General features: G+C 72.4%; 16 protein-coding genes and 2 tRNA genes. 10 read left to right on the top strand and 8 right to left on the bottom strand.

What is annotated here, in order from left to right; genetic code table 11:
- Positions 1–24 precede the first annotated feature (24 nt).
- From QOL16_RS05345 to msrA, 5 genes are all read right to left on the bottom strand, one after another.
- A complete protein-coding gene (locus QOL16_RS05345) occupies positions 25–507 on the bottom strand; it encodes a thioesterase family protein (RefSeq protein WP_065960141.1) in 483 nt (160 codons plus the stop codon).
- 3 nt (positions 508–510) lie between these two features.
- On the bottom strand, positions 511–2,196 hold the full coding sequence (gene ettA, locus QOL16_RS05340; RefSeq protein WP_065960139.1) for an energy-dependent translational throttle protein EttA: 1,686 nt from the start codon (positions 2,194–2,196) through the stop codon (positions 511–513).
- Positions 2,197–2,531: 335 nt separating this feature from the next.
- On the bottom strand, positions 2,532–3,194 hold the full coding sequence (locus tag QOL16_RS05335) for a single-stranded DNA-binding protein (protein WP_065960136.1): 663 nt from the start codon (positions 3,192–3,194) through the stop codon (positions 2,532–2,534).
- Between the two features lie 140 nt (positions 3,195–3,334).
- Positions 3,335–3,541: a hypothetical protein gene (locus tag QOL16_RS05330; RefSeq protein WP_065960133.1), complete on the bottom strand. Its 207-nt coding sequence runs from the start codon at positions 3,539–3,541 to the stop codon at positions 3,335–3,337.
- Positions 3,542–3,578: 37 nt separating this feature from the next.
- A complete protein-coding gene (msrA, locus tag QOL16_RS05325) occupies positions 3,579–4,106 on the bottom strand; it encodes a peptide-methionine (S)-S-oxide reductase MsrA (RefSeq protein ID WP_065960131.1) in 528 nt (175 codons plus the stop codon).
- 172 nt (positions 4,107–4,278) lie between these two features.
- On the opposite strand from msrA, the gene QOL16_RS05320 reads away from it, so the two are divergent.
- Positions 4,279–4,545 carry a hypothetical protein gene (locus QOL16_RS05320; RefSeq protein ID WP_083230028.1) on the top strand — a complete coding sequence of 89 codons (267 nt, stop codon included), beginning with the start codon at positions 4,279–4,281 and terminating at the stop codon, positions 4,543–4,545.
- A 75-nt stretch (positions 4,546–4,620) separates the two neighbouring features.
- The gene (locus QOL16_RS05315; protein ID WP_071285618.1) at positions 4,621–5,811 is read left to right on the top strand and encodes a hypothetical protein; all 1,191 of its coding nucleotides are present in this window, start codon (positions 4,621–4,623) and stop codon (positions 5,809–5,811) included.
- A 61-nt stretch (positions 5,812–5,872) separates the two neighbouring features.
- On the opposite strand, the gene QOL16_RS05310 is transcribed toward QOL16_RS05315, so the two are convergent.
- A tRNA-Arg gene (locus tag QOL16_RS05310) sits at positions 5,873–5,945 on the bottom strand.
- 956 nt (positions 5,946–6,901) lie between these two features.
- Between QOL16_RS05310 and QOL16_RS05305 the strand changes: the two genes are divergently transcribed.
- From QOL16_RS05305 to QOL16_RS05295, 3 genes are all read left to right on the top strand, one after another.
- Positions 6,902–7,897, top strand: coding sequence for a cytidylyltransferase domain-containing protein (locus tag QOL16_RS05305; RefSeq protein WP_071285616.1), 996 nt, complete (start codon positions 6,902–6,904; stop codon positions 7,895–7,897).
- Positions 7,894–8,766, top strand: coding sequence for an N-acetylneuraminate synthase family protein (locus QOL16_RS05300; RefSeq protein ID WP_065960126.1), 873 nt, complete (start codon positions 7,894–7,896; stop codon positions 8,764–8,766). Before QOL16_RS05305 ends, QOL16_RS05300 begins: the two co-directional genes overlap by 4 nt.
- A 116-nt stretch (positions 8,767–8,882) precedes the next feature.
- A complete protein-coding gene (locus QOL16_RS05295; RefSeq protein ID WP_071283263.1) occupies positions 8,883–10,364 on the top strand; it encodes a DUF6716 putative glycosyltransferase in 1,482 nt (493 codons plus the stop codon).
- Here QOL16_RS05295 and QOL16_RS05290 read toward each other — a convergent pair.
- Together QOL16_RS05290 and QOL16_RS05285 are read right to left on the bottom strand one after the other, a co-directional pair.
- Entirely contained in the window at positions 10,361–10,621 is a 261-nt protein-coding gene (locus QOL16_RS05290; RefSeq protein ID WP_083230027.1) for a co-chaperone YbbN, read from the bottom strand. The two genes, QOL16_RS05295 and QOL16_RS05290, sit on opposite strands and share 4 nt — an antisense overlap.
- Positions 10,622–10,702: 81 nt before the next feature.
- Positions 10,703–10,993: a hypothetical protein gene (locus tag QOL16_RS05285; RefSeq protein WP_071245771.1), complete on the bottom strand. Its 291-nt coding sequence runs from the start codon at positions 10,991–10,993 to the stop codon at positions 10,703–10,705.
- A 61-nt stretch (positions 10,994–11,054) separates the two neighbouring features.
- Here QOL16_RS05285 and QOL16_RS05280 point away from each other — a divergent pair, with 61 nt between their 5' ends.
- From QOL16_RS05280 to QOL16_RS05260, 5 genes are all read left to right on the top strand, one after another.
- Positions 11,055–11,513 (top strand): MarR family winged helix-turn-helix transcriptional regulator, encoded by a 459-nt coding sequence (locus tag QOL16_RS05280; protein ID WP_065960116.1) that lies wholly within the window; start codon positions 11,055–11,057, stop codon positions 11,511–11,513.
- On the top strand, positions 11,510–12,754 hold the full coding sequence (locus QOL16_RS05275; protein WP_065960114.1) for an MFS transporter: 1,245 nt from the start codon (positions 11,510–11,512) through the stop codon (positions 12,752–12,754). Before QOL16_RS05280 ends, QOL16_RS05275 begins: the two co-directional genes overlap by 4 nt.
- Positions 12,755–13,498: 744 nt before the next feature.
- Positions 13,499–14,137, top strand: a complete 639-nt coding sequence (gene orn / locus QOL16_RS05270) for an oligoribonuclease (protein WP_065960113.1) — start codon at positions 13,499–13,501, stop codon at positions 14,135–14,137.
- 67 nt (positions 14,138–14,204) lie between these two features.
- Positions 14,205–14,277 (top strand) — tRNA-His (locus QOL16_RS05265).
- 163 nt (positions 14,278–14,440) lie between these two features.
- Positions 14,441–14,785: a metallopeptidase family protein gene (locus QOL16_RS05260; protein WP_065960110.1), complete on the top strand. Its 345-nt coding sequence runs from the start codon at positions 14,441–14,443 to the stop codon at positions 14,783–14,785.
- Positions 14,786–14,826: the final 41 nt, after the last annotated feature.

Here is a 14,826-nt window from a genome sequence, read left to right as displayed (position 1 = left end):
GGACCGGGAGCGGCGGGCGGCGACCTACGGGCGGGCGAACTCGACCGGAGGCTCGGCGTACTGCTCGCACGCGGCACGCTCGGCGTCGGTGAGACGTCGCGGCCGGTTCGTCTCGGCGTCCACCATGACCAGGGCCGTGGTGGCCCGGGTGTACAGCACGGCCGGCTCGACGCCGGCGGGCGACCAGACCTCGTAGGACACGTCGAGGCTCGCACCACCGATGCGGCCGATCCAGAGGTGCACGTCGAGCGGTCGACGCAGGTACGGGATCGACGCGAGGTACTCGAGGCGCTGGGCCGCGATCACCGTCATCGTCCCGGAACCCGGGCGGCCGTCGATGATCGGATCCGGCAGCTCGCCCGACCCGTCGGCCTCGGACGGTTCGTGCCCCCAGAACCCCGCGATGCGCGCCTCCTCGAGGAGACGCAGCATCGCGGAGTTGTTCACGTGGCCGTACGCGTCGATGTCACTCCAGCGCAGACGGACCGGGACGTGCAGCCTCGCCACGGGTCAGTCGCGCGTGAGCTTGCGGTACGTCGCGCGGCCGGGCTTGGCCGCATCGGCACCGAGGCGCTCGATCTTGTTCTCCTCGTAGGCCTCGAAGTTGCCCTCGAACCAGTACCAGTTCGGCGTACCGTCCTCGTTCAGGCCCTCCCACGCGAGGATGTGCGTCGCGATGCGGTCGAGGAACCACCGGTCGTGGGTGATCACCACGGCACACCCGGGGTACTCGAGGAGTGCGTTCTCGAGGCTGCCGAGGGTCTCGACGTCCAGGTCGTTCGTCGGCTCGTCGAGGAGCAGCAGGTTGCCGCCCTGCTTGAGCGTCAGCGCGAGGTTCAGGCGGTTGCGCTCACCACCGGAGAGGATGCCGGCGCGCTTCTGCTGGTCCGGGCCCTTGAACCCGAACTGCGAGACGTAGGCACGCGACGGGATCTCGGTCTTGCCGACCTGGATGTAGTCGAGGCCGTCGGACACGACCTCCCACAGGTTCTTGTTCGGGTCGATGCCGCCACGGCTCTGGTCGACGTAGGAGATGTCGACCGTCTCGCCGATCTTCAGCGTGCCGCCGTCGAGGGGCTCGAGGCCGACGATCGTCTTGAACAGCGTCGTCTTGCCGACACCGTTCGGGCCGATGACGCCGACGATGCCGTTGCGGGGCAGCGTGAAGGACAGGTCGCTGATGATGACGCGGTCGCCGAACTGCTTGTGGAGCTTCTCGGCGTCGATGACCTGCGAGCCCAGACGCGGGCCCACCGGGATGACGATCTCCTCGAAGTCGAGCTTCCGGGTGCGCTCGGCCTCCGTCACCATCTCCTCGTAGCGGGCGAGACGGGCCTTCGACTTCGCCTGACGGCCCTTGGTGTTGCTGCGGACCCAGTCGAGCTCGGAGGACAGGCGCTTCGCGAGCTTGGCGTCCTTCTTGCCCTGGACCTCGAGACGGGCACGCTTCTTCTCGAGGTAGGTCGAGTAGTTGCCCTCGTACGGGTAGAGACGGCCGCGGTCGACCTCGGCGATCCACTGGGCGACGTGGTCCAGGAAGTACCGGTCGTGGGTCACGGCCAGGACGGCACCGTGGTACTGCTGCAGGTGCTGCTCGAGCCAGAGCACGGACTCGGCGTCGAGGTGGTTGGTGGGCTCGTCGAGGAGCAGCAGGTCGGGCTTCTGCAGCAGGAGCTTGCAGAGCGCGACGCGGCGCTTCTCACCACCGGAGAGGTGGGTCACGAGCTCGTCCCCCGGGGGGCACTGGAGCGCGGCCATCGCCTGCTCGAGCTGCGAGTCGAGGTCCCACGCGTCAGCCGCGTCGATCTCCTCCTGCAGCGTGCCCATCTCAGCGAGGAGCGAGTCGAAGTCGGCGTCCGGCTCGGCCATCAGCGCGGAGATCTCGTTGAAGCGCGTGATCTTGCCGTGGATCTCGCCGACGCCCTCCTGCACGTTCTCGAGGACGGTCTTCGACTCGTCGAGCTCGGGCTCCTGCATGAGGATGCCGACGGTGAAGCCCGGCGAGAGCTTCGCCTCGCCGTTGGACGGCTGGTCGAGACCCGCCATGATCTTGAGGATCGTCGACTTGCCCGCACCGTTCGGCCCGACGACGCCGATCTTGGCGCCGGGGAGGAACGACATCGTGACGTCGTCGAGGATCAGCTTGTCGCCGACCGACTTGCGGGCGCGGACCATCTGGTAGATGTACTCAGCCATATCGGAGTCAGTCTACTGATCGGGCGCGTCTCCGGGGACCCGTGCCGCGATCCGACCGGCGGAGCACCGAGCCCTCCCCGACCCGGGCCGCCGTGAGCACTGCGGCCTCGCGGGTGGCGGGACCCGCCGGCCGCCCGGACCGCCCAGCCGGATCGGGCGCGGCCGTGCACCCCGGTCCCCCCGGACCGCCCCCCATGATCGGGTGCGGCCGGGCGACCGGGGTCCGGGCGGCCGGGCGACCGGGGTCCGGGCGGCCGGGCGACCGGGGTCCGGGCGGCCGGGGTCCGGGCGAGCGGCCTCGGTTGCGTGATCGGTGCCGGAGGGTCGGCGCCCGATCAGGCCGCCGGACGTCCGGTGAGGTGGTCGACGCCGGGCGCTGCTCCGAGACCGCCGTCGGGGTACCCGGCGTCGTCGGGGTCTTCGCCGCCGGGCGGTGCGGACGGCGGCGCGAATTCCCCGTCGAGCGCGACCGCGGTGTGTTCCGCCGCCTCGGCCGGGTCGGGCAGGTCCTCACGGTGGGCGGGTCCGCCGTCGGCCTCGGCGCCGTCGACGGCACCTGCCTCGTCGTGGCCGTGCACCTCGCCCGTGGTCGGGTCGACGGTCGGCGACGTGCCGGGGGCGGCGGTGGTCTCGCTCGCGTGCCGCGGGACGCGGATCCAGTTGCTGATGCCCCACGCGAGGTCGTGGCCGATGCCCTCGGCGTCGATCTCCACCGAGGTGCCGCCGCGCCCGTCCCGCTCCCACGTGCGGATCCGCACCCGACCGGTGACGACGACGCGGTCGCCCTTCTTCAAGGACTTGTACACGTTGGCGGCGAGCGACCGGAACGCAGTCACGGTGAACCAGTTGGTCGCACCGTTGGTCCAGGTCGAGGTGGACCGGTCCCATCGGCGGGACGGAGAGGCCAGTCGCATGCTCGTGATGGCGATGCCGGTGTCAGTGACGAGGTGGCGGGGTTCGGTGGCGATGATCCCGCAGACCGTGATGGTGTCGTTCATGCGTCGATCGTGATCGAGCCCCGGGGCGCGGAAGCGCCCCGGGGCTCGATCTGTGACTGGTCAGTCTTCGGAGGTGACCTGTGGAGGAGAAGTCCCCCGCGCCTCCAGGCCGGTGGTCCGCGACGACGGACCGTTCGCGGTCAGTGCGCCCGGAACTCGGGCCGCTCCGCGAGCGGGCCGAGGGCGGCGTGGACCGCACCCTTCGCGGAGGCGAGGGACGGGTACGTCCCGCCGCCCGGACCGGATCGTCCGTAGAGCTCGACGTGGAAGCCGTCCGCCGCGCGGTGGATGCTGCCCACCGCGCCGGCCGGTCCGACCGCCACCCAGGTCCCGGTGTTGTCCATCATCGTTCGACCACCTCCTCGTGGCCCCGACGCCCGTGCCTCAGGACGCCAGGATGTACTGACTGTAAGCCTTGCGCACCTTGTTCACCTTGGGCAGCGCCACCGCCATGCAGTAGCCCTGACCGGGGTTCTTCGCGAAGAAGTCCTGGTGGTACTCCTCCGCACGGTAGAAGGTACCCAGCGGCTCGATCGTCGTCACGATGCCGCCGTCCCAGATGTCCGATGCGCGCTCGATCGCCCGCTCGAACAGGGCACGCTGCTCGTCGTCCGCGGGGAACATCGCGGAGCGGTACTGTGTGCCGACGTCGGCACCCTGGCGGTTGAGCTGGCGCGGGTCGTGGAGCGTGAAGAAGACGTCGAGGATGACCTCGGCCGGGATGACCGACTCGTCGAAGGTCACCGCGACCGCCTCGGCGTGGCCGGTGGCTCCGGTGCACACGGCCTCGTACGACGGGTTCTCCGTCGCGCCGCCGACGTACCCGGACACCACGTCCTGCACACCCTGGAGCGTGCGGTACACGGCGTCGAGACACCAGAAACATCCACCTGCGAGCACGAACGTCGTCATGGGGGTCAACCTACCTTCCTGGGCTCCGAGCGGAGCCGGTACCGGGGTGTACTTCCTCCACAACAGCAGGCGCGGCCGCACTGTTCCCCAGCTGTCCGCCCGGGGCCCGGCGTGTCGGTGGTCGCCCGTACCGTCGGAGCAGACCACGAACGACGACCACCTGGAGGCTCCCGTGCAGCGCACCACCGAACCCGTGTTCCGACTCCGCACGACGCCGGTCGCGCGGAGCCGTGGGGACCTCCGGGTGCTCGACGTGCGGGACGACCTCAGCCGGGTCACCCGCGCCAACGGCGAGATCGTCGGCTACGTGGACCGGCTCGACGTCGCCGGCGGCACCGCGTACCGCGCGCGCCGCTACGTGGCGACGGAACGCCGCTTCGTCGAGCTGCCCAACGTCTGGTCCGCGGACGACGCCGTCGACTGCCTGCGCTGGGGATGACCGCGCTGTCGCGGGTCGGGCGGAACGCCGTCCGGCCTCCCCGGAGCCTGACCGTTCCGTGAGTAGGGTTCGCGCATGGACTGGTGGAACGAGCTGACCGACTGGACGTCGTCCGACAACGGGTGGCGGGTGCTGTCCGGAGTGATCATCCCCTTCGTCGCCATCGTCGTGGCCGGCGTCATCGCCGCGCTGATCGGCCGAGGGGCGACCAAGCGGGTCGTGTCGCTGCACGAGCGCGAGAGCCGGTACGCCGCGGTCGCGGCCGTCGTCTCCGCGGCGCGCAAGGCCGCGCGCTGGGGGTCGCTCGGACACGACGAGCGTGCATACGCCGACCACCTCGCCGAGGATGCGGACCTCCGGCTCCGGATGCTCCCCGTCAGCGGCGCACCGCTCGCCGCCGACTGGGCACAGCACGAGATCGCCGACATCAAGAAGAATTCGTCGACGTTCACCTCGCAGGCCGGCCAGTCCCTCGGTGAACTCCAGGACCGCATGCTCGAGTGGCAGGCCCGCCCGAACCGCGCTCGCAAGCTGTTCAAGTCCGACCTCGAGCGGTGGAAGTTCGACTCCCCGGACCCCGATGCCGAGCTCATCGCGCGCCAGCAGGACTGGAACGCCGACCAGGTCGACCGGCGCGACGGCACCGCCGATCGCGGTTCCGACGGCCGTGGTGCACGCACCGCGTCCGCCCAGCAGGATCGACCCGCGCCCACCACCACCTCGCTGCGTCCCACCGCCCAGCCTGGAGGCACGGCCTCCCCCGTCACGCCGGCTGCGGCCCCAGCATCGTCGGCCGCTCCCCGCGAGGGTTCCGTCCCGTCGTGGAGCCGCGGTGCAGCGTCCGGCGACCGATCCTCGGAGGGGCGTTCCTCCGACCAGGACGAGACCACGCCGATCGGTGACGATTCCGGCAACGCCACCCGCGCGTACGGCGACGGTGCGACGACGCCGTTGTCGGGTGCTCCGGTCCGTCCGCCGCTCGGCTCGCCGCTCGCCTCGCGCTCCCGTGGGACCGACGACGACGAGTCGCGAGCCTCGACCGACGACGGCACGCGGGTGTCGAGTCCCACGTCGGCGGAGTCGCACGTCAACCGCGCCGCAACGCCCGGCTTCGGCGGCACCGGGACCGGGACCGGCGGATCGGATCGCGCCGGTGTGGGCGACCCTGCGTCGAGCCGTGCCGACCACGAGGACACTGACGACTCCCCCTACACGCAGCCGATCAGCGCGAGCGAGCTGCGTCGTCGCGCCGACGACGACGACTGAGTCCCCGCGAGCACGAACGAGAGAGGCCGTCATCCCCGGGATGACGGCCTCTCGTCGTCGGTGCCCCCGGCAGGAATCGAACCCGCGGCACGGTGGGTAGAAACCACCTGCTCTATCCACTGAGCTACGGAGGCGGACGGCGACGATCCTACCGCCGAGGTCCGCGGAGGCGCTGCACGAAACCGTGGAGCGGGAGCCGACGCAGCCGCACCGTACGGAGGTGCGGCGGTGTCCGGTGCTCGCGATGCAACCGTGCGGGCACCGGCCTTCGTTCGAGCAGCTCCCCCTTTCCGGCGGAGAACGCGGGCGGCCGGGACTCGGCGCTGCCAGCCGTGCCGATACGGTCCGCGTCCTCGAGTCCGGCTGGGCTCCGCCGCACGCGGCCCCGAGCGGGCGGAACCGGCGCGCTCCTGCACGCCGCTCGCGCTGGAAGAGCCCGCTCGCGGCACTCGACCTTCGCCGACGAGTCCCTGCCTCCGCCTCAGGATCCCGAGCGGGCGGAAATGGCATCAAGCCGCCGACGGCCTCGCGGAAAGAGCCCGCTCGCGGAAGCGGCACCACCTCCCCGGCTCGGACGCACCCCGAGCGGGCGGAACGGGCACGCGATCTGCCGCGGGGTGTGCACGAAGCGCCCGCTCGGGGTCCGGCGGAGAGAACGCCGCGGGCGTCGCGGGAGGAGCCCGCTCGGGGAAGCGGGTCCACCTCCCCGGCTCGGACACACCCTGAGCGGGCGGAACGGGCACGCGATCCGCCGCGGAGTGTGCAGGAAGCGCCCGCTCGCGGAAGCGGGCTCGCCTCCCCGGCTCGGACACACCCCGAGCGGGCGGAACGGGCACGCGATCCGCTGCGGGGCGTGCAGGAAGCGCCCGCTCCGGGTGCAGTGGGGAGCCGCTCGCCGCTCGCGCGCGTGTCGCCCGGGCCCGTGCGACGCGCGCCCGGCGCCGCGAACGCCCGGCGCCGCGAACGCCCGGCGCCGCGAACGCCCAGCGCCGCGAGCGCCCGGGCGGCGGACCTCCCGTTCCGGCGGGGTTCGGCGGGCGGCAGCCCCGAGTTCTCCTCCGGGACACCGGCGCTCCGTACCGTCCCGGACATGCGCTCCCCCGGAACCGTCGTCGCCGTGGTGCCGGCCCGCGCGGGGTCGAAGGGTCTGCCGGGCAAGAACCTCCGCACGGTCGGCGGGCGCTCGCTCGTGCGTCGCACCGTCGAGTCGCTGCTGCGCGCCGAGACCGTCGACCTCGTGGTCGTGTCGACCGACGGGGACGCGATCGCGGCCGAGGCGGAGGCCGCCGGGGCACGGGTCGTCCGACGTCCGCCGGAACTGTCCGGCGACGAGGCGTCGTCGGAGTCCGCGGTGCTGCACGTCCTCGACCTCCTGGCGGACGGCGCGCGGCGCGAGGAGAACACGGGCACGGGCGCTCCCGTCACCCGGGCGACGCCCCCGCCCTCCTCGATCCCGCCGGCCGTCGTGCTCCTCGTGCAGGCGACCTCGCCGTTCATCGACCCCGCCGACGTCGACACCGCCGTGCGCCGGGTGCGCGACGGTCACGCCGACGCGGTGTTCGCCGCCACGCCCTCGCACGCGTTCCTCTGGCGGACCGCCGAGGACGGCACCGCCCGCGCGGTGAACCACGACGCCGCTGTCCGACCCCGTCGCCAGGACCGGGAGGCCGAGTACCGCGAGACGGGTGCCTTCTACGCCCTCGCGCACGACCGGTTCCGTGCGACCGGCCACCGGTTCTCGGGCCGGGTGGAGTTCGTCGTGGTCGATCCTCGCGGCGCGGTCGACGTCGACGACGCGGCGGACCTGGAACTCGCGGCCACGCTCGCCGAGCGTCTCGACCGCCCCGACCCACGCGACGACCAGCACCGAGACCAGCTGCCCCCAGCCGAGCAGCACCGAGACCAGCTACCCCCAGCCGAGCAGCCCCGACCCGAACAGCACCGAGACCCGCTGCCCCCAGCCGAGCTGCCCCGGCCCGAACAGCGACCAGCCGGACAACCGCCAGCCGAGCAACGACCAGCACCCTCCGACCGCCCCGCCCCCGCGCGGTGGCCCCTCGCACCGACCCAGAACGGAACACCATGACCGTCACCATCGGCACGTCCACCATCGGCGCCGGCCACCCCGCGTACCTCATCGGCGAGATCGGCCTGAACCACAACGGCGACGTCGACATCGCCAAGCGCCTCGTCGACGTCGCCGCCGACGCAGGCCTGCAGGCCGTCAAGTTCCAGAAGCGCACCCCGGCGATCTCGACCCCGGAGCACATGAAGCAGACCCCGCGCAGCACCCCGTGGGGCGAGATGACCTACCTGGAGTACCGCTACCGCGTCGAGTTCGACCGCGAGCAGTACATCGAGATCGGCGACCACGCGACGATGCGCGGCCTCGACTGGTTCGCATCGCCCTGGGACGAGCCGAGCGTCGACTTCCTCGAGGACCTCAACGTCGTGGCCTACAAGATCGCGTCGGCGTCGGTCACCGACGTCGCGCTGCTCTCGGCCGTCGCGGCGACGGGCAAGCCGGTGATCCTGTCGACCGGCATGTCGACGCTCGAGCAGATCGACCGCGCGGTCGCCACGCTCGGCACGGACCGGCTGGTGCTCATGCACGCGACGTCCACCTACCCCCTCCCCGCCGAGGAGGCCAACCTCCGCATGATCGACACCCTCGCCGGTCGCTACGCCGGGGTGCCGGTCGGGTACTCGGGCCACGAGCCCGGCCTACAGATCTCGCTCGCCGCGGTCGCGCTGGGTGCCACCGCGGTCGAGCGGCACATCACGCTCGACCGCACGATGTGGGGCTCGGACCACGCGGCGTCGCTCGAGCCGCACGGACTGCAGACCCTCGCCCGCGACGTCCGGATCATCGAGACCGCGCTCGGCGACGGGGTCAAGCGCATCTTCCCCGGTGAGCGGGCTCCGATGGCGAAGCTGCGCCGCGTCGGCGCGTGAGCGGGGACGCGGCGGACGGGCCGGCCCCGGCGGTCGACCCACCCGACGCGCGTGGTGCGTCACGGGACGGACGGGAGGCGCGCCTCCCGTCCGTCCCGTCGGCTCGCCGACGGCGCGTGGTCGGCCTGGTCGACACCGACTCGTTCGCGAAGTGGGGCGCCCACCTGCTCGCGACCGCCCCCGCGCACTGGGACCTGGAGCTGCTCGTCGTCGACACTCCGCGCTCCGCGAGTCCCGGGCAGCTCCGGGCGGCGTTCCAGGGGCTCGACGGCCGACTCGCGCACCTCGCGGCCGAGCCGCCCCGGCCGGTGCCGGTCGCGGAGGTCGTCGCGCGAGTCCGGGCCGAGCCGCCGGACGCGCTGCTCGTGGCGTGCATCGGGCCGGTGGCGGAGCTCGTGATCGACGAGGTGGTCCGCCGGGTCCGTCCCCGTCCGGTCCTGCTGACGGGACTCCCGGGCATCTCGTTCCCGGCGAAGTGGAAGGGCGTGTTCTTCCGCGCCCGCGCCGACGTGTTCGTCCTGCACAGCCACCGCGAGGTCCGCGCCTACCGCGACCTCGCGCGAGCGGGCGGGATCCAACCGGCGTTCGCCCTCGCGACGTTGCCCTTCGCCCGCTCGCGGGGTGGGTCGTCCCGGACGCAGGACACGGACGTCCCCGCAGCTCCCCACGGTGGGGGCGGTCCCCGTCGGGACACCGTCGTCTTCGCCGCGCAGCCGAGCGTCCCCGCCGACCTCGACGACCGGCGCCGTGTGGTCGGGTGGCTCCTCGCGACCGCCCGGCGGCACCCGGAGTGGCGCGTCGTCGTGAAGGTCCGCGCGGCTGCCGGCGAGCACCAGACCCACCGGGAGCAGTACCCCTACCCGGAGCTGCTGCCCGACGACCGGCCGGCGAACCTCGTCGTGGCGAGCGGTCCGATGGCACGGCACCTCGACCGTGCGGTGGCGCTCGTGACGATCAGCTCGACCGCGGTCCTCGAGGCCGTGGCTCGCGGCGTCCCGGCCCTGACACTGACGGACTTCGGGGTGTCGCGGTCCCTCATCAACGAGGTGTTCGTGGACAGCGGGCTCGAGGGCGACGCGACCGACCTGGTGGACGGGCGGTTCGGGACGGTCCGCCCGGAGTGGTTGCACGACAACCACTTCCACCCGCCCGGCGACGACGACTGGTCCGACCGGGCAGAGGCGCTGATGACCGCACGCGACTCCGGTGGGCTGGTCGATCGTCCGGCGGCACGGCGGAGTCGAGGCGGGGCGCTGCGCCGGTCCTGGGAGCGGCGGCACGCGCTCGGGTCGGCGGACCGGTCGGTGGCCGGCCTCGTGGCGCTGCTCGTCGGGACGCCGGTGCGCGCGCTGAAGCGGATCGCTCGACGTGCGCGGCGGACGGTGGCGCCCCCGACGGTGCCGGTCGTGCTGCCGCCACGCTCCCAGCGCGAGCTGCGGGGCGGGGACGACCACGGCCCTGGGCCGGGCCGCACGGACGGGGCGAGCGATGCGGCGGGGGTGGGACGCGCCTCCCTACCGGCACCGCACGACCGGGTGACCGACGTGGCGGGGGCGGGACGCGCCTCCGGACCGGTCGTCGGCCGGACGACGGACTAGAGCGCCTTCGCGACCGCGAGCAGCAGCTGGTCGCGCGAGGGGACCCCGGGCGAGCGGAAGACCTCGGTGCCGTCGTCCCGTCGGACGATGATCGTCGGCGTCGACCGGATGTCGAGCGTCTCGGCGGTCTCGGGGTGCGCGGCCACGTCACGTTCGTGGACCCGGAGGCCGGGGACCAGGGCCGCGGCCTCACCGGTCACGCGACGGGCGGCCGCGCACGGCGCGCAGAAGGCGGAGGTCCAGAGGTCGAGCTGCACGCGGGCTGCAACGCGGCGAGCGCCGCGTGCACTCCCGATCGGCTCGGGGCACGCGGCGCTCGCGGGGTGGTGCGGGTGGGACTACTCGCGGTCGAACTCGCCGCTGCGGTCGCCGCGGTCCTGCAGGTCGTCGACCGGGTCGGAGTCTCCGGGGGCGTACTCGTACTCGACGGAGGTCTGGTCGAGGACCTGGCGGGTCTTCGTCGCCTTGTACGCGAAGGCGGTCTGGAGGCCCTCGAGGTCGGCGTAGACGGTGACCTCGTCGTCGATCGCGTCGCTCGTCGCGGTGCGGGTGTCGGTCGTCCCGTCGAAGGGCCCGCCGTGGAAGATCGCGGTGTACTCGTCGCCCTCGTGGATCGTGATGTCACTCATGCATCCCTTGTACCAGGGGGCGCCTGTTGACGGATGCATAGCCCGGCTATACAGTTCCGGCATGGAACAAGATCGGGCTGCCACGATCGAGACGCTGCTCGTGTCCGTGAACCGGCTCATCCGGGCTGCGGCGCAGGCGACGGGCAACCCCACGTCCGCCGCCGTGTGGCGGACGCTCGGGATCCTCGAGACCGACGAGCGACTGCGGATCGGCGAACTCGCCGCGCTGTCCCGCGTCGCGCAGCCGACCATGACGAAGCTCGTCGCGTCCATGCACGCCGACGGCCTGGTCACCCGGACCGTCGACCCCGACGACTCCCGCGGGCAGCGCATCGCGATCACCCCCGCCGGGCACGACCGGCTCGCCACCTGGCGCGCCACGATCACCGAGACCGTCGGGCCCGTGTTCGCCGACCTCGACGACGACGAGTGGGCCACCCTGCGGGACGCGGCCCACGTGCTCGCATCGCGCACCGCCGCCCACACCCTCACCACCACCAGAACGGAGACCACCGCGTGAACGCCCACGCACCCGCTGCGTCCGGCAGCATCCTCAAGCAGTCGTCCGCGGTCTGGGCGATCGCCTTCGCCTGCGTCGTCGCCTTCATGGGCATCGGCCTCGTCGACCCGATCCTCCCCGCGATCGCCGACTCCCTGCACGCCACCGCGGCGCAGACCGAACTGCTCTTCACGAGCTACCTCGCGGTCACCGGTGTCGCCATGTTCTTCACGAGCTGGGTCTCGAGCCGCATCGGCGCGAAGAACACCCTGCTCATCGGCCTCGCGCTCATCGTCGTGTTCTCGGTGCTCGCCGCGACCTCGGGCAGCGTCTGGAACATCATCGGCTTCCGCGCCGGGTGGGGCCTCGGCAACGCGCTCTTCATCTCCACCGCGCTCGCCACGATCGTCGGTGCGGCGTCCGGCGGGACCGCCTCGGCGATCATCCTCTACGAGGCCGCGCTCGGCCTCGGCATCGCGGTCGGCCCGCTCGTCGGTGGCCTGCTCGGCTCGGTGAGCTGGCGCGGACCGTTCTTCGGCGTGACCACCCTCATGGCGATCGCGTTCATCGCGGTGGTGGTGCTGCTCAAGTCCTCCGGCCTCGAGCAGCCGACCCCGACGAAGCTCTCCGCCCCGTTCCGCGCCCTCGGTCGGCCGGCGCTCGCCGCGCTCGCCGTCACCGCGCTCTTCTACAACATCGGCTTCTTCGTCCTGCTCGCCTACACGCCGTTCCCGCTCGGCTTCGGCGCGCTCGGCATCGGCTTCACGTTCTTCGGGTGGGGCGTCGGACTCGCGATCACCTCGGTCTGGGTCGCGCCGATGCTGACCGCGCGGATGCGACGCACGACCGTGCTCAAGATCGCGCTGCCGTTGCTCGCGCTCGACCTGTTCGCCGCCGCCGTCGTGGTGCGGTCCCAGCCCGGCCTGATCGTCTGCGTGGTGATCGGCGGACTCGTGCTCGGGGTCCTGAACACCGTGCTCACCGAGTGCGTCATGGAGGCGACGGACCTCCCCCGCTCGGTCGCGTCGAGCGCGTACTCGGCCGTGCGGTTCATCGGCGGCGCCATCGCCCCGCCCGTCGCGACCCTGCTGGCCGACGACTTCTCGCCGAGTGCGGCGTACGTGTTCGCCGGGGTCTCCGTGGCGATCGCGTTCGTTGTGGTCGCGCTGACCACCAAGGTGCTGCGGCGCGTGGACGAGGGCGCGGCGCCCGAGCCCGAGCGCGTCGAGGCCGAGGCGATCTCGGCGGGCGAGATGCTCTGACGCGGAGCGGCCCGGTCGGGCGGCCCGGGGTGCTTCGGCGCTCCGGGCCGTTCGTGTGTGGGCTGCGCTGAGCGCGAGCGGGAGCGCGAGCGCGAGCGGGAGCGCGAGCGGGAGCGCGAGCGGGAGCGCGAGCGGGAGCGCGAGCGGGAGCGCGAGCGGGAGCGCGAGCGGGAGCGCGAGCGGGCGATGTGTGCAGATCCCGCCCGGCATCAGTTGCCGGATTCGCCCGCTCGGCGCCGTGCGCCGTGCGCCGGAGCGGAGCGGGGCGCGGAGCACGGGGCACGCACGCGAGCGGGCGATGTGTGCAGGCCTTGCCCGTCGTTGGTGTGCGGATTCGCCCGCTCGCCCGGACCTGCGCGGGCGTCGGAGCGGAGGCGCAACTCACCTCCGCCTCACCCGTCACCGACCGCGGACTCCCGGCCGGACGCCTCCAGACAGGAGGCGCAACCCACCTCCGCCTCGCCCGTCACCGATCACGGGCTCCCGGCACGACGCCGCGAGCGGGCGAACTCGTCGCGCACACGCCGGACTCCGTGCACACATCGCCCGCCCGAGTCACCGCACCGGCCGATGCGCATGGCTGCCGGGCCGCCGGGCCGCCGGACTGATGGGCTGCCGGACTGCCGGGCCGCCGGACCGATGGGGCGGGCAGCGCAGCCAGGGGGGCGATGCCGAGCGGGGCGGCAGTCCACAGGGCATGCACCGGGCGCAGCAGCGTCACACCCGCGGAATAGGATCGTCGGCATGGCAACTGCGAACGACCGCCTCGTCTGGATCGACTGCGAGATGACGGGCCTCGACGTCGCTGTCGACGAACTCGTCGAGGTCGCGGTCGTCATCACCGACTTCGACCTCACCCCCGTGCACCCGGGCTTCGACATCGTCATCAAGCCCGACCAGTCCGCGCTCGACAACATGAACGAGTTCGTCACGAAGATGCACGAGACGTCGGGCCTCAGCGATGAGATCCCGAACGGCGTCTCGCTCGCCGACGCCGAGTACCAGGTGCTCGAGTACATCCTCCAGCACGTCCCGGCAGCCGGGACCGCGCCGCTGGCCGGCAACACGATCGGGACCGACCGCGCCTTCCTGGCCAAGTACATGCCGCGCGTCGACGGTCACCTGCACTACCGCAGCGTCGACGTGTCGAGCATCAAGGAACTCTGCCGCCGGTGGTTCCCCCGCGTGTACTTCAACGCACCGGAGAAGCACGGCGGCCACCGCGCCCTCGCCGACATCCTCGAGTCGATCCGCGAGCTCGAGTACTACCGCCGCGCCGGGTTCGTCGCCGAGCCGGGCCCGACCACCGAGGACGTCCGGGCCGTCGCAGCCGAGGTCGTCGAGCAGTGGGAACCGCGGCTCGCGCAGCCCGCCGCCGAGTAGTGGTCCACAGCGCCGCCAGCGTGTACTACTATTGAGTGGTCGCCCGGGTAGCCCCGGAGCGAACATGGTGGATATAGCTCAGTTGGTAGAGCGCCTGGTTGTGGTCTAGGAGGTCGCGGGTTCGAGACCCGTTATTCACCCCGTACGAGAAGGCCCCCGTCGCGAGACGGGGGTCTTCTTCGTTCGCCGCGAACCCGGGCCGATCCACGTTGCGCGCCACGCGGGCAGCTCGCCGACCCCACGGAACCGCGGCGCTCGCGCACCGGCCTCCCGACCAGCCCGCTGTGCGACGATCGACGCGTGATGGAGATGTCCGCCGACGAGTTCGAGCAACTCGTGACCGACGAGCTCGACCTGCTCCCCGACGAGATGGTCGACGGCCTCGACAACGTCGTCTTCGTCGTCGAGGACGAGCCCGAGGACGGTGCCGAGCTGTTCGGCGTCTACGAGGGGGTCGCCGCAACCGAGCGCGGCCAGTACGGCTTCGGTGAGCTCCCGGACCGGATCGTCGTGTTCCGGAAGCAGCACCTCGCCGAGTGCGACACCGTCGAGGAACTCCGTGACGAGGTGCACACCACCCTGGTGCACGAGATCGGCCACTTCTACGGCATCGACGACGAACGCCTCCACGAACTCGGCTGGGCGTAGCCCGACACCCAGGCACGACCGCAGCACGCCGGATGAACGAC

The organism is Curtobacterium sp. MCBA15_004 (assembly GCF_001865055.2).
In the GTDB taxonomy this organism is placed as follows: Bacteria; Actinomycetota; Actinomycetes; order Actinomycetales; family Microbacteriaceae; genus Curtobacterium.
The sequence above is the reverse complement of the archived record's forward strand: the minus strand, read 5'-3'. Positions and strand labels throughout refer to the sequence as shown.

Coding starts and splice junctions, on each gene's coding strand:
- ettA (WP_065960139.1), bottom strand. CDS start 2,196: ATGGCTGAGTACATCTACCAGATGGTCCGCGCCCGCAAGTCGGTCGGC.
- QOL16_RS05335 (WP_065960136.1), bottom strand. CDS start 3,194: ATGAACGACACCATCACGGTCTGCGGGATCATCGCCACCGAACCCCGC.
- QOL16_RS05330 (WP_065960133.1), bottom strand. CDS start 3,541: ATGATGGACAACACCGGGACCTGGGTGGCGGTCGGACCGGCCGGCGCG.
- msrA (WP_065960131.1), bottom strand. CDS start 4,106: ATGACGACGTTCGTGCTCGCAGGTGGATGTTTCTGGTGTCTCGACGCC.
- QOL16_RS05315 (WP_071285618.1), top strand. CDS start 4,621: ATGGACTGGTGGAACGAGCTGACCGACTGGACGTCGTCCGACAACGGG.
- QOL16_RS05305 (WP_071285616.1), top strand. CDS start 6,902: ATGCGCTCCCCCGGAACCGTCGTCGCCGTGGTGCCGGCCCGCGCGGGG.
- QOL16_RS05300 (WP_065960126.1), top strand. CDS start 7,894: ATGACCGTCACCATCGGCACGTCCACCATCGGCGCCGGCCACCCCGCG.
- QOL16_RS05285 (WP_071245771.1), bottom strand. CDS start 10,993: ATGAGTGACATCACGATCCACGAGGGCGACGAGTACACCGCGATCTTC.
- QOL16_RS05280 (WP_065960116.1), top strand. CDS start 11,055: ATGGAACAAGATCGGGCTGCCACGATCGAGACGCTGCTCGTGTCCGTG.
- orn (WP_065960113.1), top strand. CDS start 13,499: ATGGCAACTGCGAACGACCGCCTCGTCTGGATCGACTGCGAGATGACG.
- QOL16_RS05260 (WP_065960110.1), top strand. CDS start 14,441: ATGGAGATGTCCGCCGACGAGTTCGAGCAACTCGTGACCGACGAGCTC.